Origin of the sequence: Streptococcus sp. FDAARGOS_192, from assembly GCF_002073815.2 — a bacterium.
In the GTDB taxonomy this organism is placed as follows: domain Bacteria; phylum Bacillota; class Bacilli; order Lactobacillales; family Streptococcaceae; genus Streptococcus; species Streptococcus salivarius_H.
On sequence record NZ_CP020429.2, the window covers coordinates 69,627 to 87,409 of the forward strand.

Genomic DNA, 17,783 nt, shown 5'->3' on the forward strand with positions numbered 1-17,783 from the left:
AGTTTATAATCAGTTATCTTTACATTTGTTGCTCTCTAGCCTTGCATTGATATCAAAAATCTATATAATAATAATTAAAACAGAGCCAGAAGAAAGGGTGAGAATTATGTTTATGATCTTGGTTCTATTACTAACATTAGCGAGTTTCTTATATGTTACCATCGGTATCGCCAAGAAAATCTTTTCAATTTTCGCCTTAATTACACCAATTGTAGTCTTGGGTGTTGGGCTTCTTATCGCTATGAATTAACAAAAGTCAAGGGGGGTCACTATCTTACAGGTAGTGACCTTTTTTGTTATGCTTTTAATGTCAAAAAAGACATTAAAGGAGAAACATATGAAAGCACTTAAACTTATAAGAGAGGACGGTTATGAGAACGTCCATTATGCTAGTTTAGGGGAGCAAAAATTTAAAACATTGGTTATTGCAGATAGGAAAGATGAACAAGAACAATGGTTTGAGCAACCAGAAATTGAATGTGTCCCAGAAGAAGTTTCAGATATCATTCGAAACTATACACTCCCATATATTGATCTTGGAAATACTGAAGATGAGTATTTGTTAGAACAAGCAACTAATAAGGTTGTATCAGTTGTGGTAGAAAATGTGCTTGAAACACAGCCATTTATTCCTAGAAATAGAAATGGTCGCCCTATCGGTGAAGGTGTAGCTTTCTGCGATATGTTAGTAGGGCGTATCCAAAATGGAGAACTTGCTGGAACAGCAGTTTATATTAAACAAACTGAATCAGGCTTCCGCCAGCCAAAAGATTTCTTTAAAATGGTTGGACGGATTTTTCCTTGTAAATTAACTGAAATCCATATCCAAACTATCGACAATTATAAACTCACAATCAATAACCCATCAAACTATGTTGTTGAAGGTAGTATTGAGTTAGCTGAGTGGTTAACTAATTATCAACTTCTTCAGCAAATTGAAAAGAGTAAAGATAACTCTTCTCGTAATCGAGATAGAAAAAACATCTTAGAACGTACTCATGAAGGTATTGTATCTGCCGTGATTAACAATGGTAGCAATGCAGGTATCATGGTAATGACCAAAAAATTACAAACGGTATTTATTCCAAAACATAGGGTAAGTTATGAGTGTGATTCTTCATTTGTTAACCTAGACGAAGTAGTATCAGTCTTTGATAGGGTGGAATTTAAAATTACCGGGGCCAATACCCAAAAACCAAGTCCAAATCAAAGAGAACGTCACATTATCCATGACTATATTCGTATTGAGGGAGATATGAAAGTTCTCGAAGAAGCACCTCAAGATGCTTTGATTGAGATGATCGATAATAAGAAAGTCATAGGACGATTGTTTAAAGTGCGATTTATCAGTTTTGACCCACAAAGTCTACATACAGTAGAGTTGGTTGACTTTCCAGGAATCAAAATTAAAATGAAGGACTCAGGTTCTTTAAATAGAGTTCCTTTTAAGCAAGGAGATGAAATTTCAGTTGTTATTCAAGATGCTCATTATCGCTGGGTAGACGCAAATAGCAGGGGGCGTCGAGTGGCTAAAAAAACTGAAGAAGTGAGCAGTAATTCACAGAATACGGAAGAGAAAAAATGTCTGTTTCGTATCAAATCACGTTTCAATAGTTTCTATCCAAATCGTGTGAACAGTAAAATCTTATCGACATTTTTTATTAGTTGAGTCGCATATAGTTCCCTCTGAAATGGGAACTTTTTGTTTACGTTCGGAACAGAAAAATTTAACAAGGAGGGATCATGAATCATCACAATATCAATGCTATTGTCTATTATTTGATAGTCTTTTTTCGGTATGTCTTACCTATTACCTTGGTCTTCATCGGTATCGGTAGGTGGAGTTATGCTAAATCTATCAATAATCCAGAGAAACAAATCATGGGAGTAAATTTTGCCTTAAAATCAATTTTATTCTTATATATCGTTACTTTTATCCCTATTTTTATTATCTATGGACTCGCAATGATATCAAAGGGAGGAACACATAGTGGTGACTTCTCTATGATTAGTTTCGTAGAGGTCTTTACCCTAATAGAAATTCTAGCAGTTGGAATATTACCTGCATATGGTTTCATACAGGGATACATATATCACTATCAATGGTTGATTACAGAAGGTAAGAAAACAACAAGCTTACCTCGACGAAATCTATTCATTAGACTTGGAATAATAAGTCCGATTGCTATTGTTGTATTTATGGAAGTCTTGAAAAAAATGTTTGCTTACTAGAGAGGTGCTTTATGCGGAAAATCTTAAAATTATTTTTTAATCGTTATTATACAAATGGTAAGCGAACTATAGATATCTTACTGTATTGTTGGCGAAAATATATTGATTGGGTATATCATATATCTTTTGGATTATTTGCTTTCAATATTATTATGTTTATCTTTAGATGGCGTTTACCTAATTGGGTATTTATATCTTTATTTATATTTTTGTTCGTTAATATGGCTTTAGTTTTATACATTGGTGTATGGCACAGTAATGTTACAAGTCGTCAAATTTTCGTGTTATTTGAAAAATATGATACCCTAAAACGAGCAGAACGAAAGAAGATTATTGCTAAGTATGCTATAAGAGCAGCACTAGCAGCAGTACTTATATCTTCTGGATTATATGTACTAACAATCAATAACTTTATCTTATCCCTCATCAATCGTATGTATGATGTAGCAGATAATTATCTCAAATATATGCCCTGGTCGATACCAAATGGAAGTCAGACAGGTATTGTATTAAGTTATCATACCCTAAAACCCTTAATAGGAGCTGACTGGTTCAACAGTTTGTTATTGTTAACTCCGATTGGAGCAATTGGTCTTATTTTTTACAATAGCTATGCGACTGGGATTGCTGAAAAAACCTATGAGAAACTTGTTGAGCAATGGCTAGGAGGACGTTACTTCCAAGATAGTGTATTAAGTAATATTGTTCATAATCAAGATGAAAAAGGTCAAGCAAATTTGGTTATGGGACTTAACTCTAAAACTGGAGAGCAAGTGATTTTACACGCTAACGAGAGGACTTATCACACTATTATCTTTGGTTTGATTGGTACTGGTAAATCGGCAACGATTCTGATTCCAGCAATGCTACAGGATATGGAAAATATGAAATACTATCTATTATCCTATCGTAAGTATTTGATGAAAGTAGATAAAGAACTGGAACAAGAATTCTTTAGCACAGAGTTTGAACGTAAGAAAAAAAGACGTGAATTGTTGGAGCAGTGGTATAACAATGGTTATGCTGCAGAGCTTACAAATGGTATTTATATGACTGAACCATCAGGTTCGATGTATGGCACAATTGTTAAGTACGCTCATAAAATGGGCTTCCCTGATGAAATGATTTGGACTCTAGATCCTACTAACCCAGGAACTGGTGCAATAAATATTTTGGATGGAGATACTACTCAGGTGAAAGGGGCTGTTCGAGACTTATTTAAACGATTTAGTGATCCAAGTGGGACTGGTTCTTCTTTCTTCCTTAACCAAGAAGGACAACTTACTGATAATATCATTACGGTCATTAAAGAGGTAGCATTGATACCAGATGCCCCAATAAACTACATGTTAAAAGGTAAATCTCCAACACTAACTGAATTCTCAAATATGTTGCGTTCTAGTGATTGGATTGAAGCCTATATTGCAGTTTTTGAACAATTACTCAATCGAAAGAAAAGGCTTTTTGAAGAAACGTTGAAAAAGCATGAAGAGTTCTTAGAGCAGGAAAAAGAAAAGTGGTTAGAGGAATCAGAGTACAATCGTGAACACGAACAACTCTTTGATACTATCCTTAGACCAGAGAATGTTCATGAAGCTATAAACGCATTTAATGATGAAAGAAATAAACTTGAAAACCTCCAAAGTTCTTATGATTATTTCATCAATGCTCATCAATTAAATTCGTACACAGAGGAATATTATTATACCTTTGATGCTAACGTGTCTGGTCTAAAAGCAGTTATTGATGACCTATCATCTTCACCAGAAATCCGTCGTGTATTTTTCTCTCAAAGTACCAAAGATTTAGATATTGTTTTAAAAACGGGTGGAATGATTTTGGTCAATTCTGCTAAAGGTGTTCTTGGTAAAGAAAAGTCTCGAATGGTAGCACAGATGGTGACACTAGTTATGCAAAATGCTGCTCAAAGACGTCTCCCAGATAAGTCTCCATTCTTTGCTTTTTACGAAGATGAAAAGAATGGTTACTTGATGCCAGGTAATGATAGTAACTTCCTAGATGAGTCTCGTAAGTTCCATGTTCCAGTTATGCATGCTTATCAACATGATGAACAAATTAGGGATTCTATTGGCGAATCTGGGGCTGATGCAATCAAGATGTCTTATCGTAATGCCTTTACTTTCCAACAAACCTCAACAAAGGTTGTAGAGTTCATTAATCTACGTTCAGGAGGAAAACATTATTCACTTAAAGAAACCAAACGTGCAGCAAACGATGATCTCTTAGCAGGGAATCAAGGGAACTCAAGTGCGACTTCAGAGGAAGTAGTAGAAGAAGATAACTTCACTGCCAGAGATGCAAATAACCTAGAGAAATTCCAAGTTGGTGGTGTTATCGTCAGTGATGATGAAGTCTCAAATATGATTTATTTGACAACATCTCCGCATTTTGAAATGGATATTTCAAAGGACTCTTTTGTCTCACATACACCTTTCAATAAGGTTTATGGGCTTGGAGAGGAAGAACCGGAAATTGCAAAAGCATACAAGTTGTGGAGAGCAGAAGTGATAGAATATTACGCTCAAAAAGAGTCTGAAAGTCACCTCTATGAAAGTGATTTTACTGAAGAAGAATGGCAAGCAATTATGGATGTTAAGGTACCAAATGTTGATAGTAATGTAAATGATACAGTTGGTAAAAAAGATGATTCTCCATCAGTTAAAAGAACAATCTTAGTCAACGAAAGTATGACAGAACATAGAGAAAACACTTCAATTAGAGAAGAGATGACAGAGGACACTGAGCAAAAAGTGGAGGTCGATATCTCTGAAATTCCACCAGTTGTTGAAGAAAAACAAACTGTAAATAGCAAAAATGATATTGGTGAGTTAGAGGATAAAGAAATAACTCAAAGAGTGATCCTAGCTCCATCATCTACACCCGAAACAGTCGATACTCAAAATATTCAAGCACCTAATCAAGAGTTTGAATTACCTCAAGAACTCTCTCGTGTAGCTCGTGAGAAAGCAACTAAAACTTTAAAAAGTAATGTAGAACAAATGGCTATTGATGAAGAAGAAGGTTTTTAGATAACATAAAAAGCAACGGATTTCCGTTGCTTTTGTTCTAATTTTGAGAGTCATTATATGTTTCTTTATTAGTCTTCTCAGCCTCCTTTCTTGCTTTTTCTGCAGCTTTTTTATTCTTAATTTCTTTCTTTACCTCTTTAACCTTATTTTGTGTTTCAACAACTAACTCATCAATAGATAAATCTGGATTTTCTAGTTTTTTCAATTCGAAATAGAGCTGACCTAGTTTATCAGTTTGTGATTTTTGATAGGCCTTAAGCTGTTCCATAGCATCTTTTTTTTGTTGTTCGTATGCCTCAATTTCCTTAATAAAATCTGATTCAGTTTTTTTGTTTTTTCCTGCCATAATTTGCTCCTTAATTATTAATTATATCTAATAGTATAGAGCAAGAATATTAAAAGTCAACCCATGTCACTCCCTTGAAAATAATCTATTCTAGGGTATACTGAACACTATAGCGACCTATTATAAATGAATCCTAAATGTAGTTATTAAGTGCTTAAAACCCCATAAAACCGGTTGTTACGAGTGTTATGTAATAACCAGAATTTATGAATGAAAGTACAGAGAGAACAAAAGTCTAAGAGTTTACGGTATTTATTGGGTTGACGACTAATATTAGAAACTCGTAAATCATAAATGAGTAAATAGTGGCTACTATTTAGCTAGAATAAACCATGTTTTTTAGGGATTATCGTTATAAAAATAAACTACGACGTTATGAATGAGAGGAGATGAAAGTATCAATCAGCATTTTACGGGCACAAGAGAATGCTTGTGTAGGGCAATAGCAAAGGCATAACACGATTTTAAAAGTAATCGTTGCACTCTTCGAAAAAAGACCAGACTATATACCCTATTGATTGACTATTTTAGGACTACAAAATGCAAGATATAAAAAATAGAGATTTTACCTCACTTATTTCAAATAAAAAAAATAAAATTCATTACACCCAGAGGAATAAAATAGCTACTTATTTTGTTTCAAAAAATCAAAATATCTCTCTGTCGTTTTCAGAAGAGGAGCTTATCATCTTTTATCATCTACTAAGGTTTGGTTATTTTGATAAGGAAATCATAGACCTCATTTATACTGCAGTAACTCGAAAATCTAAAACCCCTAATTCATGGTTTTATCGTCTTGTTGGGAAGGTGAATCATCCTATTTCAGCATGTTCGGATGCTAGAAGCGGTAAGAGAAAAATATATTATCTGAACAAAGGCTTTAGTACCTGGTTGCTTACTATGATTAAGGGTATTGATAAAATACGGTTGCTGACGACAACGACAGAATATGATAGGTCAGTATATAGCATTGTCAGTAATAATCTTCTAGGAGGAAAACCTCAAACCGTAAATATTCATGATCTAGAGACCAGACGTTTAGTTGCTAAAATCTTAAACAAGCTTTTTTTTAAAAACCAAGACAAGTCTGTTTACGACCTTAACATACAAGTCGTATTTCCTATTAGTCGGGTTAATCTTTTAATGGTTCCTGATGCTGTTGTATTTGTGAACGATAACCCTTTTTTTATTGAGTATGACCGAGCAACAGAACGTCAAACAATTCTACTTTCTAAAATATTTGGTTACGCAGAAGAACCAGCATTCGAAAATTCTAGTTTATTTTTCGTTTTTGAGAGTAGTCGTAAAGATAATACGCAAGTATCTAAACGTTTAATGAACTTTTTGGAATATGTAAATGAGGTTGAGGTTGAAGGTGTGACTGGACATGACATGTTAAAGCGTAAAAATATTTCTTTATTCAGTCAAACAACAACAAATGCTTCTGACGTTATTGTCGAAATCATTCAAGAAAAGATGTTTTCAAATCATAAAGATTGGTGTGATTGCGATGCTTATGATTTTTCTGAACTGCAGAAAATAGATTATCTTGTAAAGGAGATATCAGAACCTTTAGATGATGATAAATTCCAGTTATCAGCTGTTGTTGAAACTGACTCATGGGAATTGAAAGAGTACCCTATGATACCTATGGCATATATCAAAAATGACTTGATTCCACACTTAACTAGTTTATATGAAGAATTCTCAATAGAGTATGAACATATGATCATTGTATTCCCTAAAGAGGTTTTACCAGAAAAAATCAAACTCCCTTTTGATGATTATTTCATTATTGTTTATAGATAGAGTAAAGGTGTTTGTAAATGGATTATTTGGAATACTTAGGGAGAAGACTAGTATGGTTAGTTGTTTCGCTTGTAGTTGTAATCGTAGTAAAAAGACCAAAGATTTTGAAAAGGCTAGCCATAGTTAGTGATGCAGCTATTGGAAAAATCCACTACTTTATTTTTCTAACGATTGCTTGGTTGATTCTTGTCACATATTTTATTTTGTACTTGTTTATGGTAGTTACTTTTTTCCTATCATGGCGTTCTCTATCACTTAATAATGTGATGGAAATTATTTTACAAACGGTATTAATCATCCCAACGCTCTATACTTTATTTGTCCCACATAACGAGGTTATCAAGAAGGTTGATGAATTCTTATCAGCGAAAAAAGAATAAGTCACGCGCAGCAACTGCAACATATTATCATTCTCTCAACTATTTAAAAGTATGTAGGAAAGTCACATGATAGTTTGAATTTGTTGTAAGTATCAGGTGTTGTTTTAAAGATAAAAAAGATTGAAAGGTAACGGTAATTAATGAAAATAAAAATTGAATCTGCTTGGAAATCCCTCTGTGATGCATTCCCCAAATTAAAGGATAATCCTCTTTACAAGGGGTGGTATATTAGCTATGCGATCCTTGTGACGTTATCTATTTTAACGGTTGTTGTAGTGAACCATAGGATTGTCTATTCATTTCCGTTTGATTGGTTTGGTTTGCTTTTTGGAATTATCTTACCTTGGGTTCTTACGACCTTTTATATCGTATATCAAGGTGTGGACCATGCCCACCAGTTTACATCGACTAAAATTGTTCTTGGGCTATTTATGTTACCTGTAATTCTGATTGGTTTTACCTCTAGTTATAAGAATGAATACAGTTATAGTAATCGTATGGTTACGACGGTTTTTGATCAGGAACTCACGCAACAAAGTTTCCACGCAACAAAGATTACATCAAACCAGCTTGATTATTTTAAAGAAGATAATGTCATTTATCCTTATAAGAAAAATACAGCTTCAGAGATCTATGTGTTCTTTCGTCCTGATTGTCCTTACTGTCAAAAATCAATTCCAGTACTCAATAAGAGCTTAACTGAAAAAGAACGAAACAAGATTATCTATGTTAATGTTCTTGATGAAAGTGGCAAGGATTTAGCTAAAGCTATGGGAGTAGAGAAAGCAGCAACAGCAGTTATCTATCATAAGGATAAGAACTCTGGTGGATGGTCTAAACGTATTGAACGAATGGCAGGTGGAAAACATGCTGCACCTCGTCTTGATGAGGATGCTATCCATGATATTGTGTCAGTTGCAAAGGAGGAAACAAAATAATGTATTTATCAAAAAAAGATATTTCAGAATGGATAGCTAGCCTAAAAGCAGGTGACGAGGTTGCTGTCCAAATAACACGAATGGATGGTGTCATAGTTTCTAGTGAGCGTGGCTTCGTCGACAAGTGGTTAGGAAAGAGACTTATAGTTGTTAACGGAAAGCATTTTGTTCCTAGCACTGGTTTGAGACAAAGTAACACTTTTGTACCAGGTCAAAAGACAATCGTGGAACAACTCTTTCCCTTGGATGCTTTGCTTTTAGATGAGGAAGAACTTGCCAAAAGAAACACCATTATTCAAAGGTTGAAAGAGTCTGCTGAACGTCTAGAGCACGCGCAGACTTATTCTTCATTAGTCGTTTCTAGGGTGCTTCGTAAGCTATCAGTCCTAGACGTTGGTGATGTATATGATCTAAATGAACTACGTTCCTCTAGTAACACAGAAGACTTAGAAGATAGTGCTTTATTGGATAGACGAAAACTCTCAGAGAAGAAACGTTGTCTAAAGACTCTGGATCGTATGCTTACCAATTTAAGTCAAGATAATACCTTGGGTGCTTTTAAGTTAATCTCTCTTTTGGGAGGTGTAGCTTCTGAATTTACTGATGCTGAAAATGAGGTAAGTGAATGTTAGCCTATGTCATTATGTTTGTAGTTATGTTTACCATCAAGTGTGTTACTCTTACTTTTGTGAAGAATAAAGAGTCTACAGTTGTCAGTACTTTTCTGAGTGGCACGAATCAGATTTTTCTTAATACGATTGTCTGGTTTCTACGACTAACAGCCATGTTCCAGTTTTATCTTTTGGTGGTAGACAATAATCTAACTGTCATCCCTATAATTGTTGGTTTCATTCTACCTAATGTCTTGTTCTGGTTTAAGGGAATCAAAGCTTCTTTATCGGATTTGCTTGTACGTTGGTTAAAATCATTTATTGGTCATAAGTATAAAACATGCCCATTTTGTCATGAATCACATTTATTCTTTCGATACACAGAAGACCGCACAGCTGCTTATTACTATCTCTTGACTGAAGATGATAGTCTTGTGGCCATTGGAGATTTTGATAATAGTGATCATCCTGCACGTTTCTTTTTAAGTAACGATGAATCACATTTTGATGAGCTGGTTGACACCATGCTACCTTATATGTTGCCTGGAATGGAAGAGGTGGTCTATGTAGGTGGGCGACAACAGCGATTGGCTAGAGAATTGTATTGTGTCGATTGCCAGGAACGAGTCAGTGAAGATAGCGGGGTACAATTTGGTGAAGTGCTTTTAAGTGAGCATAGGCATGAAGATCATAAAGCCCTTGTTTAGTTTGTAAGTGTTTTTAAAAGAAGATAGAGAGGTTTATTTTATGGATAGTAAATTAGTCGTTGACAAAATTGATATGTTAGTAACAGAAACCGAGCAAGGACCACACAATCAAATTGAGGATACAAAAAAAGCCCCTGAGCATAGTCAGGAGCAAATAAAAAAAAGAGAGGACTTCTTTGTACATGGGGTTTTTACAGCCTGAAGCTGAAGGCAGTCCCACACCCGTACCAGAAACTGATACCTTTGAACGCTCTGTTACCAGTCGTCCTACGATATCCTCTCGCTATATAAACATTAGCATAAAAGGTGGCTTAAAGTCAAGAAAAACACCCAAATACCGGTCTGTTAGTGAAAGTGATTTGAGCAAAATTAATAGGTATGGTAGAGAGGTTCAAGGAAAGTAAGTTTATGCACCTAACTGGGCTTGAACCAATTGGTAAGAATGGTAGAAGTATAAAACCTACTAAATTCCTGCATGATTTTGCTAATGGTGGTGAACTTGCTTATGACGATATTCTAATTGATAAATTCCTTTTTGTGTTTACACAACTTATTTTACACTACCACAAAATATAAAGATATTTATGTTTTTTATTGATAAAGAATTAGTCTTTTAGTATAATAGTATTAGATAATGATTATTTGTTCCATGAGTCTCCCTCATTAGGGATTAATGGAAACGCTGTGAAATTTCAACATAGCGTGAAGCGTAGGAAATTCTCCTACGCTTTTTTTGTATCTTGAATTGTCAAATTAAGTGCATACTTTCCCCGTAGAATATTTCATAAGGTGTTTTCCAGTTAAGACATTTTCGTGGCCTATTATTAAGTTTGTTCTCCCACAGCTGAATAGTCTGATTATCAACCAATGTTAGATCACTCCCTTTTGGAAAATATTCTCTAAGTAATCCATTCGTGTTCTCATTGGTTCCTCGTTGCCATGGAGCATGAGGGTCAGGAAAATAGACTTCAATGTTCAATTGATCGCTCAATTTCTGATGATACGTGAATTCTTTCCCTCTATCAGGAGTTACTGTATGCTTGGTCAAGGGTTCTAACATTTTTACCATAGCTTCTATTACCAACTTGCTTTTTTTGACAGCTACCTTCCGGATTTTTAGAAAACGAGAATATCGGTCAGTTAGAGTCACTAAACAAGCTTTTCCAGTTTTACCTGCAACAGTATCAGCTTCCCAATCTCCTATTCTAGTTCGGTTATTAGCATTCTCTGGTCTTTCGTGAATTGTATGAGATATAGAGATTTTCCCTCTATTTTCGACATAACCTTTTGTATGACGTGTTTTACCACGATGACGGAGCTTTCGAATGACACCACGAGCACCATGAGATAGTGAGTTATCATCAAAATGCCCTCTGTAAATGGCTCTATAGATTGTTTGATAACTAATAATAGTTCTTCCATACTCTAATCGCAACCGACCTTCTATTTCTTCGGGAGACCATTGGTAATCGAGAAATAGATGTTTGACGGTATTGCTTAAATTGTGATCTATTTCAAGCATACGTTTCCGCCCACAGTGTGATTTAGCCATATGGTAAGATTCCTGTGCATGACTTGGAGAATAGCTTCCTTCTTTTAGATGTCGTTTCCACTCACGACTAATACTAGACGGATGACGATGAAGTAATTTAGCAATTTGAGAAAAATTTAGGCCTTGCGTACGGTAAACGAGAATACTTTCACGCTCGTCTATGGTAAAATGATGGTAGCTCATAAGATTTCCTTTCGTAACTAGTTCGTTCAATTCTATTTTACTAGAAAATCTTATGAGTTTTTATTGTGCACTTATATTGTATATTCAAGGTGTAAAATTGAGCTGTTTGGTCTGCGTGTCTGAATTAGTAAGTGAGAGCTGCTAAAATCGTCTAGCTATCCCTTAAGGCCCCATTCATACAACAAGTGATGGGTAGAATAGCCTGTCACTTTTTTTCAGCACGCGCGTGAGTAGGACATCGTGTAACTTTTAAACACAAAAAACTCTAAGCAGGCAGAGCCTGCTTAGAGTTTTTGTTGCACTATGTTTTACAATTTATCTCTTAAAATAAACTTTGTTCATAATGGTTACCTCCTACACTTTTCAATATAAGTATTGAAGAAAATGAATAAGACCAATCAATCGTTACCACTTCAATTTTATGCTCCTTGATTGTCTTAATGTAATAAATATCTTCAAGAGCAAACTGATAAACTCTAGAATTTGTCTTAAGTGATAGAAAGTTCATTTGATCTCCCTTGAAAACAAGTGATTATTTGTTAACTGATATACTTTTTATCAATTTTCTTAAGTAGTCCATAGACTATCAGCAACATAATACCTCCAATAATTGTCAAATAATCTTTCTTATCTCCCGTTTTAGGAAGATTATTTGACTGCGCAACTATTGCCGTACCAATAGATTTTTCATTTGAAGATGTAGGCGTTATTGATAAAGTAGTATAGCTAACACCTGTATTTTTGTTAGTAGCTTCGGTTTTTTCTCCAACGCTAGGGAGTTGCTTTTCTTGTTCGCTGTTGCCTACGTTACTCTCAGTAAAAGCTACCTCACTACTTTTTTTATCTAGATCTTTAAACATATAGCGATAAATATCATCGGCTCCGCCGCCGCCAACCCAGCCAGAGATAGCTTGTCCATTTTCAAGACGAATAAGAGTTGGTGTTCCAGGGATACCCACAGTACCGAAAAGAAAATCACTTGCATTCTTATCAAAATCTTCACCATCTGTATTGTAGTATTCAACTGGTGTTAATTGATTTAATTTTTTCAACTCTGGTGAAAATTGGCGACAGTAATAACAAGTTGGACGCCCAACATAAAGAAGATGTTTATTCTCATCAGGGGTAAACATTTGATATACATCATTGATAGAAACTTTAGTTAAGTTCTCTACATTTTCTTGATACTGCTCTTGTGTAACTTCTGGAGCAGCTTCAGCTTCTATATCGGACGCTTCTTCAGCAACAGGTGTTTCCATATTAGTACTTGTGGCCTCTTCAGAAACGACTGCGGGTACTTGTGTAAAACTATCTGTGGATTCAGTAATTTCTGGTATTTCATCAACGGTTGAATTATTTTGACCAACCGTATCCTCAGTTATAATCGCTGTTTTTTGATCTATAGAACTGGTTTCATCTGCTAAAACATTTGGAAAGTTAGCTATAAATAAGATACTTGTTAACACTGTTATCTGTTTTAGTTGCTTTTTGATCATAGTTATCATCCTTTCACTTTTTAAGTTTCCTGTCTTAAGACTATATCATAAAAGAAACTCTCTTTTTTCTTCTTTTCCTAAAAGGTATAGTTTTTTGCCCAAAAGGTGCTTTTTGGGCAAAAAAAACAAAGATTAATCATAAATGGGGCAGAACACAACCTCATCAGTTAGAATTCTTTGCTAAGGGAAGATACTACAAATATAGATACTCTAACTGTCGACCTTTTCTCATTAATGCGTCTCAATCTTGTACATAAATGTTTCTAAGCGAGAAGGTATTACCTAAAGAAGGATTTATCGTTCATACTACCAAAGCTCTCAATAAATATACTAGAGTATGATTTCGAGAATTATCTAGAAAGAAAATAAGACATCAAAAGAGAGCTTGTCAATGATGCTCATTTCACAACCATTGAACAAGCTCAGCTTGAAACTTTTAATATAATAAGACTTACTATAGTCTCAAACGTTTGCATTTCGCTTTATGACACTAACCAGCCTTACTATCCCATTAGTTTAAGTTATTGTCAACTAATTCATAATATTGGAATAAAATAAAGTTCGCACTCAACAAATGGAGAATAGCTCTTTTATCTAAAATAAACTCACAACCATTGTCCAATACTCATCAAACCGATTCCAAGTCCTTTATTTTTATATTCATGACTAGTAATTGTCATATAGAGGAGCTTTACACTATCTGATAACTTTTGATTAATTGCCAAAGGACGAAGTGAAGATTCCAAATCAGCTACAATTCGTGGAAAATAAGAACTCTTTTTTTCTAAATCACTTTTAGCTTTTTGTAAAATCACCCTTTCAGACTGAGACAATTTAGAATCAAGACAATCATCAAGCAATTTTGTCAATTTAACTTCTTTTTTATTACTATGTGTGCTTATCATCTGCTTATGGTCCCCTTATGTAAGTGATCAACCTTTAATTATGGACGAGGAATCCATGGTCCATACCTCATCCAGCCATTAACAACTGTGTTAACAGTTGCTTGAACATTTCCAGTGGTAACGACATAACGCCATTGATGAGTCCTAGTATCTAGACAACCATAGCCATTTGCTCCATATAAAACAGGTCTACAAACGCCACCCTCAACAGTAGCTAATACGTCAGTGTTTAGACTTTTAAAGTCTTTAATAGTATTCATTACTATTGTCTCCTTTTTTTATTTTTATCTTAAGCTATTTCTTAAGATGGGATAAGTATAGCACAGGCTTTCTATTATTTTACGTTTTTGCCTAAAATGTTATAATTAGGTCTTGATTGACACTTTTTATTTCAACACTAAACTGGAAGCTACCAATAAACTTATCAAGGACATCAAACAGTAGGTTTTCGGATTTCGTAACTTCAAAAACTTTAAAATTAAGATTCTCATCACTTTGAACACATAAAGAGAGAACGAATCTCGTTCTCTCTTACATAGTTTTTATCAACCCACTATAGTTAATAATAACCATCGTAATGTTACAGTTATACTCATCTTGTACTAAATATCAAAACTATAGAATCTTAAATAAGAACAGAGATATTATATACTGTAATTACAATAATATTAAGTATTTATATCTGATTTCTTATTATACATTTTGTTCCATTGCTGTCATCATAGTCAATATCTCCTTTTCATTTTAGTTTGTCTCGTTGCAACTCTGGCATACTCAATATGTCACAAAAACGTTTACACTGAAGTGTCTTTACCTATGTGGTCATGAACATGCCCTAAAAATATTAGGTTAACCATTCATGTGTAAATACTAATACTTTCTGTTCGATCTCTTTATGTGAACCTTACAGAGGAAGGAGAAGAATACTTTATTATTTTGACTCGCTAATAAAATAAAAAAGCAATGACAGACTTTAAAATTACAGAAGTCCATCACTGCTCATTGTTTCTGATTATCATATAATATTCATCGTAAAGTACGATTATACTCTAGAGTATGAATTAGTTTCTATTTTTACTAAATACTCTAAAAGCAATTATGACAAATCCAAATAGCCCAATTATATTTAAAGTTTTCAAGAAAATGGTCTGGTCTTTAAATATATTGATACAACCTAGTATTATAAAAAATATAAGAAGTATATTTTTTATAAAAACACTTAATATTTTCATTAGTTGAAAAATTTAACAAAAAGTTGCGATACCAACTGCGCCGCCAGACCATCCGCCAATTGCACCGCCAGATATAGTTCCAACAATAGGAAAAGTAAAGGTACCAGCCCCAGATCCAGTTAAGAATCCTAAACCAGCGGAACCAGCCGTTCCTAGGGCGCATCTTACCCATCCACCACCTTCAACAGAAGAAAGCTTAATATCATCCATAACTTCAAATTGATTTAACACTGCATTCATAACGAATACCTCCTAAATAAAATTGCTTTATCTCGAGACATTTATAGTATATCGTAAAAACGTTTACATTCTATGATAATTCCTGAAATGATATCAATAAAGCCTAAAATGTATGATACTCCTATATCAACAGAGATATTATATACTGTAATTACAATAATATTAAGTATTTATATCTGATTTCTTATTATACATTCTGTATCTATCATTTCCCGTTATACTTGTACATTTTCTAATTTTTCTACTTTAAAATTTATAACAGTACGTCTCTGTCTGGAATTCTGTCAATATTTTGGACACATTTTGGGAGGAAAGTTTGAAGGCTAGCGCTCTTCTACGAGATCATAAAATGAATTTTATAAGCTCGTAGAAGGAGTGCTATTAACTAAGCATTTTGTTTTTCAAATTCATTCGGACAAATATAGTTCAGTTTGCTGTGACGTCTCCTCGAATTATAAAAACCTTCAATATACTTAAAAATACTATTGTAACAGGTCTGAAAATCTTTATAACCAACATTAGTTTTGGCGTAAATACACTCCTTTTTAATCGTAGCGTGAAACGACTCTATACAACTATTGTCATATGGGCATCCCTTGGCACTATAGGAGTGTCGAATACTGTGGTGTTCAAGATAATCATTGTATTCCTTACTTGTATATTGACTCCCTCTATCTGAGTGAAGGATAAGCCCATCTGCTACAGTTCGCGTACTTAAGGAATCTTGTAGTGTTTCTATAACGAGTCGTGTTTCCATCTGTCTGGAAAGTCTCCAAGCAATAATTTTTCGAGAATGAAGATCTAAAATACTTGATAAATAACATCAGCCATCCGAAAGTGTGTAAATATATGTCATATCAGTTACCCACTTTTGATTGATTTTATCTGTTGAAAAATCACGTTTTAACAAATTGGGGTATTCTTTTGCTTCTTGTTTTGACAATGAAGCAGGTCGGTATTTCTTTCTAACGATCGAACGAATATTTAATTCAGTCATCAGTTTTTGTACTCTCTTTTCGGAAATCTGGTATCCCTTTTCCAATAAATCTTTATGGATCTTTGGAGCACCATATCGCTTAGAAGAAGCAAGATAAGAGATCATAATCTCCTTTTTAAGAAGTTTATTTTCTTGATCTCGTTGGCTTGGTTGGTGGTTTTAAAGGCGTAGTAGCTAAACCGTGAAACTTGGAATAAGCGACACATCACCTTGATAGAAAACTGATGACTAGCATAAAGATGATCAATCATTTGGAAGATAGTAGAATCTTTTATTTCTTCGCAAAGAACTTCAAGGCTTTTTTAAGATTTCATTTTCCTCCTTCATTTTAGCCATCTCTTTGCGCATTTGTTGGAGTTCATGAAGGGATACATTTTGATTTTTAGATTTCCCGTATAGCTGAAGTCATTTGTATATAGTTTAGTTGGCAACTCCGTACTCTTTGACTAGATCTGAAATAGGCTGTCCTGCTTCATGCAATTGAACAATTGTTTCCTTGAACTCTTTGGTATATTTTTGGCTCATTTGGACATCTCCTTTGGTTAGATACTAGTCTACCAAAACGTGTCCATAAAATCATACTAACATCAATACTTTATGGTTTTAGATGTAAATGAAGAAAAGATGATATCATGGAGGTATCTTTGCGCGAACATGATAAAAAGCTTGCAATAAAGTTAGAATAAAATTAGTTAAGGAACAAAAATCGACATTTCAATTAATAATTCATTAAAATAAGATTATTGTGGTATAATTGAATAAAAAGCTCATATATAGTGAGAGGTTGTATTATTATGATGATTAGAATTTGTAATAAAGTTTTATCGTGAATAAAGGGTATTTTTAGGTGATAACAGAATAATGGTATTTCCTAAAAAATTATTTCATATTGATCATTTATGATATTTACAATAAAATGATTGGGAGAGAGGAAAATCTTATGTTAAATGGAAACCATCGTAAAGCAGAAGAAAAGCACTTTGAAGTATTAAAGAATGAAGAATTAGCCACTGTTCAAGGTGGAGGAATGTCGATTTTCAATGATATCAATCATTTCTTTTGTGATTTGACTAATTGTAGGGGAAAAGGGAGAATAGGATAGTAA

The 17,783-nt window shown here is 34.1% G+C and carries 21 protein-coding genes and 1 pseudogene; 13 read left to right on the forward strand and 9 right to left on the reverse strand.

Going from position 1 to position 17,783, the window contains the following annotated elements; translation table 11 throughout:
- Nucleotides 1–106 precede the first annotated feature (106 nt).
- From A6J31_RS11410 to A6J31_RS00290, 4 genes are all read left to right on the forward strand, one after another.
- The gene (locus tag A6J31_RS11410) at nucleotides 107–250 is read left to right on the forward strand and encodes a hypothetical protein (protein ID WP_002887149.1); all 144 of its coding nucleotides are present in this window, start codon (nucleotides 107–109) and stop codon (nucleotides 248–250) included.
- 87 nt (nucleotides 251–337) lie between these two features.
- Complete coding sequence (locus A6J31_RS00280; RefSeq protein ID WP_080610191.1) at nucleotides 338–1,669, forward strand: hypothetical protein; 1,332 nt, start codon at nucleotides 338–340, stop codon at nucleotides 1,667–1,669.
- 74 nt (nucleotides 1,670–1,743) lie between these two features.
- The gene (locus A6J31_RS00285; protein ID WP_045772460.1) at nucleotides 1,744–2,232 is read left to right on the forward strand and encodes a hypothetical protein; all 489 of its coding nucleotides are present in this window, start codon (nucleotides 1,744–1,746) and stop codon (nucleotides 2,230–2,232) included.
- A gap of 221 nt (nucleotides 2,233–2,453) precedes the next feature.
- The gene (locus tag A6J31_RS00290; protein ID WP_225791542.1) at nucleotides 2,454–5,282 is read left to right on the forward strand and encodes a hypothetical protein; all 2,829 of its coding nucleotides are present in this window, start codon (nucleotides 2,454–2,456) and stop codon (nucleotides 5,280–5,282) included.
- 37 nt (nucleotides 5,283–5,319) lie between these two features.
- Here A6J31_RS00290 and A6J31_RS00295 read toward each other — a convergent pair whose 3' ends face one another.
- Nucleotides 5,320–5,628 (reverse strand): hypothetical protein, encoded by a 309-nt coding sequence (locus tag A6J31_RS00295; RefSeq protein ID WP_045772462.1) that lies wholly within the window; start codon nucleotides 5,626–5,628, stop codon nucleotides 5,320–5,322.
- A gap of 540 nt (nucleotides 5,629–6,168) precedes the next feature.
- On the opposite strand from A6J31_RS00295, the gene A6J31_RS00300 reads away from it, so the two are divergent.
- The 7 genes from A6J31_RS00300 to A6J31_RS11605 all read left to right on the forward strand — a co-directional run bounded on the left by A6J31_RS00300 (nucleotide 6,169) and on the right by A6J31_RS11605 (nucleotide 10,649).
- Nucleotides 6,169–7,437 (forward strand): replication-relaxation family protein, encoded by a 1,269-nt coding sequence (locus A6J31_RS00300; protein WP_225791543.1) that lies wholly within the window; start codon nucleotides 6,169–6,171, stop codon nucleotides 7,435–7,437.
- A gap of 17 nt (nucleotides 7,438–7,454) precedes the next feature.
- On the forward strand, nucleotides 7,455–7,817 hold the full coding sequence (locus A6J31_RS00305; RefSeq protein ID WP_045772463.1) for a hypothetical protein: 363 nt from the start codon (nucleotides 7,455–7,457) through the stop codon (nucleotides 7,815–7,817).
- Nucleotides 7,818–7,957: 140 nt separating this feature from the next.
- Nucleotides 7,958–8,755 carry a thioredoxin family protein gene (locus tag A6J31_RS00310; protein ID WP_045772464.1) on the forward strand — a complete coding sequence of 266 codons (798 nt, stop codon included), beginning with the start codon at nucleotides 7,958–7,960 and terminating at the stop codon, nucleotides 8,753–8,755.
- Complete coding sequence (locus A6J31_RS00315; protein ID WP_105291368.1) at nucleotides 8,755–9,387, forward strand: hypothetical protein; 633 nt, start codon at nucleotides 8,755–8,757, stop codon at nucleotides 9,385–9,387. Before A6J31_RS00310 ends, A6J31_RS00315 begins: the two co-directional genes overlap by 1 nt.
- Before the next feature lie 11 nt (nucleotides 9,388–9,398).
- Nucleotides 9,399–10,073, forward strand: a complete 675-nt coding sequence (locus A6J31_RS00320; RefSeq protein WP_225791544.1) for a hypothetical protein — start codon at nucleotides 9,399–9,401, stop codon at nucleotides 10,071–10,073.
- A 40-nt stretch (nucleotides 10,074–10,113) separates the two neighbouring features.
- Nucleotides 10,114–10,275, forward strand: coding sequence for a hypothetical protein (locus tag A6J31_RS11395; protein WP_160290168.1), 162 nt, complete (start codon nucleotides 10,114–10,116; stop codon nucleotides 10,273–10,275).
- Nucleotides 10,276–10,451: 176 nt separating this feature from the next.
- Entirely contained in the window at nucleotides 10,452–10,649 is a 198-nt protein-coding gene (locus A6J31_RS11605) for a PBECR4 domain-containing protein (RefSeq protein WP_125411971.1), read from the forward strand.
- Between the two features lie 172 nt (nucleotides 10,650–10,821).
- Here the strand turns inward: A6J31_RS11605 and A6J31_RS00325 are convergent, their stop codons facing one another.
- The 4 genes from A6J31_RS00325 to A6J31_RS00345 form a co-directional block, all read right to left on the reverse strand.
- The gene (locus A6J31_RS00325; RefSeq protein ID WP_080610193.1) at nucleotides 10,822–11,808 is read right to left on the reverse strand and encodes an IS30 family transposase; all 987 of its coding nucleotides are present in this window, start codon (nucleotides 11,806–11,808) and stop codon (nucleotides 10,822–10,824) included.
- 539 nt (nucleotides 11,809–12,347) lie between these two features.
- Nucleotides 12,348–13,304, reverse strand: a complete 957-nt coding sequence (locus A6J31_RS00335) for an LPXTG cell wall anchor domain-containing protein (protein ID WP_021151503.1) — start codon at nucleotides 13,302–13,304, stop codon at nucleotides 12,348–12,350.
- A gap of 605 nt (nucleotides 13,305–13,909) precedes the next feature.
- The gene (locus A6J31_RS00340; protein ID WP_021151504.1) at nucleotides 13,910–14,209 is read right to left on the reverse strand and encodes a bacteriocin immunity protein; all 300 of its coding nucleotides are present in this window, start codon (nucleotides 14,207–14,209) and stop codon (nucleotides 13,910–13,912) included.
- Nucleotides 14,210–14,247: 38 nt separating this feature from the next.
- Nucleotides 14,248–14,469, reverse strand: a complete 222-nt coding sequence (locus A6J31_RS00345; protein ID WP_021151505.1) for a garvicin Q family class II bacteriocin — start codon at nucleotides 14,467–14,469, stop codon at nucleotides 14,248–14,250.
- A gap of 115 nt (nucleotides 14,470–14,584) precedes the next feature.
- Between A6J31_RS00345 and A6J31_RS11435 the strand changes: the two are divergent.
- Nucleotides 14,585–14,768, forward strand: a pseudogene (locus tag A6J31_RS11435) (transposase); the annotation flags it as partial.
- A gap of 685 nt (nucleotides 14,769–15,453) precedes the next feature.
- On the opposite strand, the gene A6J31_RS00350 reads toward A6J31_RS11435, so the two are convergent.
- From A6J31_RS00350 to A6J31_RS11405, 4 genes are all read right to left on the reverse strand, one after another.
- Nucleotides 15,454–15,681, reverse strand: a complete 228-nt coding sequence (locus tag A6J31_RS00350; RefSeq protein WP_003094837.1) for a Blp family class II bacteriocin — start codon at nucleotides 15,679–15,681, stop codon at nucleotides 15,454–15,456.
- Between the two features lie 385 nt (nucleotides 15,682–16,066).
- The gene (locus A6J31_RS11815) at nucleotides 16,067–16,489 is read right to left on the reverse strand and encodes an IS3 family transposase (protein ID WP_080610195.1); all 423 of its coding nucleotides are present in this window, start codon (nucleotides 16,487–16,489) and stop codon (nucleotides 16,067–16,069) included.
- Nucleotides 16,490–16,504: 15 nt separating this feature from the next.
- Nucleotides 16,505–16,783: an IS3 family transposase gene (locus A6J31_RS00360; RefSeq protein WP_080610196.1), complete on the reverse strand. Its 279-nt coding sequence runs from the start codon at nucleotides 16,781–16,783 to the stop codon at nucleotides 16,505–16,507.
- 315 nt (nucleotides 16,784–17,098) lie between these two features.
- Nucleotides 17,099–17,203 (reverse strand): helix-turn-helix domain-containing protein, encoded by a 105-nt coding sequence (locus tag A6J31_RS11405; protein WP_125411941.1) that lies wholly within the window; start codon nucleotides 17,201–17,203, stop codon nucleotides 17,099–17,101.
- A gap of 415 nt (nucleotides 17,204–17,618) precedes the next feature.
- Here A6J31_RS11405 and A6J31_RS00365 point away from each other — a divergent pair, with 415 nt between their 5' ends.
- Nucleotides 17,619–17,780, forward strand: a complete 162-nt coding sequence (locus A6J31_RS00365; RefSeq protein WP_003094124.1) for a bacteriocin — start codon at nucleotides 17,619–17,621, stop codon at nucleotides 17,778–17,780.
- The last annotated feature ends 3 nt before the right edge of the window (nucleotides 17,781–17,783 follow it).

Excerpts from the sequence above, each read along its gene's own strand:
- A6J31_RS11410 (WP_002887149.1), top strand. The coding sequence starts at position 107 with ATGTTTATGATCTTGGTTCTATTACTAACATTAGCGAGTTTCTTATAT.
- A6J31_RS00280 (WP_080610191.1), top strand. The coding sequence starts at position 338 with ATGAAAGCACTTAAACTTATAAGAGAGGACGGTTATGAGAACGTCCAT.
- A6J31_RS00285 (WP_045772460.1), top strand. The coding sequence starts at position 1,744 with ATGAATCATCACAATATCAATGCTATTGTCTATTATTTGATAGTCTTT.
- A6J31_RS00290 (WP_225791542.1), top strand. The coding sequence starts at position 2,454 with ATGGCTTTAGTTTTATACATTGGTGTATGGCACAGTAATGTTACAAGT.
- A6J31_RS00295 (WP_045772462.1), bottom strand. The coding sequence starts at position 5,628 with ATGGCAGGAAAAAACAAAAAAACTGAATCAGATTTTATTAAGGAAATT.
- A6J31_RS00300 (WP_225791543.1), top strand. The coding sequence starts at position 6,169 with ATGCAAGATATAAAAAATAGAGATTTTACCTCACTTATTTCAAATAAA.
- A6J31_RS00305 (WP_045772463.1), top strand. The coding sequence starts at position 7,455 with ATGGATTATTTGGAATACTTAGGGAGAAGACTAGTATGGTTAGTTGTT.
- A6J31_RS00310 (WP_045772464.1), top strand. The coding sequence starts at position 7,958 with ATGAAAATAAAAATTGAATCTGCTTGGAAATCCCTCTGTGATGCATTC.
- A6J31_RS00315 (WP_105291368.1), top strand. The coding sequence starts at position 8,755 with ATGTATTTATCAAAAAAAGATATTTCAGAATGGATAGCTAGCCTAAAA.
- A6J31_RS00320 (WP_225791544.1), top strand. The coding sequence starts at position 9,399 with ATGTTTGTAGTTATGTTTACCATCAAGTGTGTTACTCTTACTTTTGTG.
- A6J31_RS11395 (WP_160290168.1), top strand. The coding sequence starts at position 10,114 with ATGGATAGTAAATTAGTCGTTGACAAAATTGATATGTTAGTAACAGAA.
- A6J31_RS11605 (WP_125411971.1), top strand. The coding sequence starts at position 10,452 with ATGGTAGAGAGGTTCAAGGAAAGTAAGTTTATGCACCTAACTGGGCTT.
- A6J31_RS00325 (WP_080610193.1), bottom strand. The coding sequence starts at position 11,808 with ATGAGCTACCATCATTTTACCATAGACGAGCGTGAAAGTATTCTCGTT.
- A6J31_RS00335 (WP_021151503.1), bottom strand. The coding sequence starts at position 13,304 with ATGATCAAAAAGCAACTAAAACAGATAACAGTGTTAACAAGTATCTTA.
- A6J31_RS00340 (WP_021151504.1), bottom strand. The coding sequence starts at position 14,209 with ATGATAAGCACACATAGTAATAAAAAAGAAGTTAAATTGACAAAATTG.
- A6J31_RS00345 (WP_021151505.1), bottom strand. The coding sequence starts at position 14,469 with ATGAATACTATTAAAGACTTTAAAAGTCTAAACACTGACGTATTAGCT.
- A6J31_RS00350 (WP_003094837.1), bottom strand. The coding sequence starts at position 15,681 with ATGAATGCAGTGTTAAATCAATTTGAAGTTATGGATGATATTAAGCTT.
- A6J31_RS00360 (WP_080610196.1), bottom strand. The coding sequence starts at position 16,783 with ATGATCTCTTATCTTGCTTCTTCTAAGCGATATGGTGCTCCAAAGATC.
- A6J31_RS11405 (WP_125411941.1), bottom strand. The coding sequence starts at position 17,203 with ATGAGCCAAAAATATACCAAAGAGTTCAAGGAAACAATTGTTCAATTG.
- A6J31_RS00365 (WP_003094124.1), top strand. The coding sequence starts at position 17,619 with ATGTTAAATGGAAACCATCGTAAAGCAGAAGAAAAGCACTTTGAAGTA.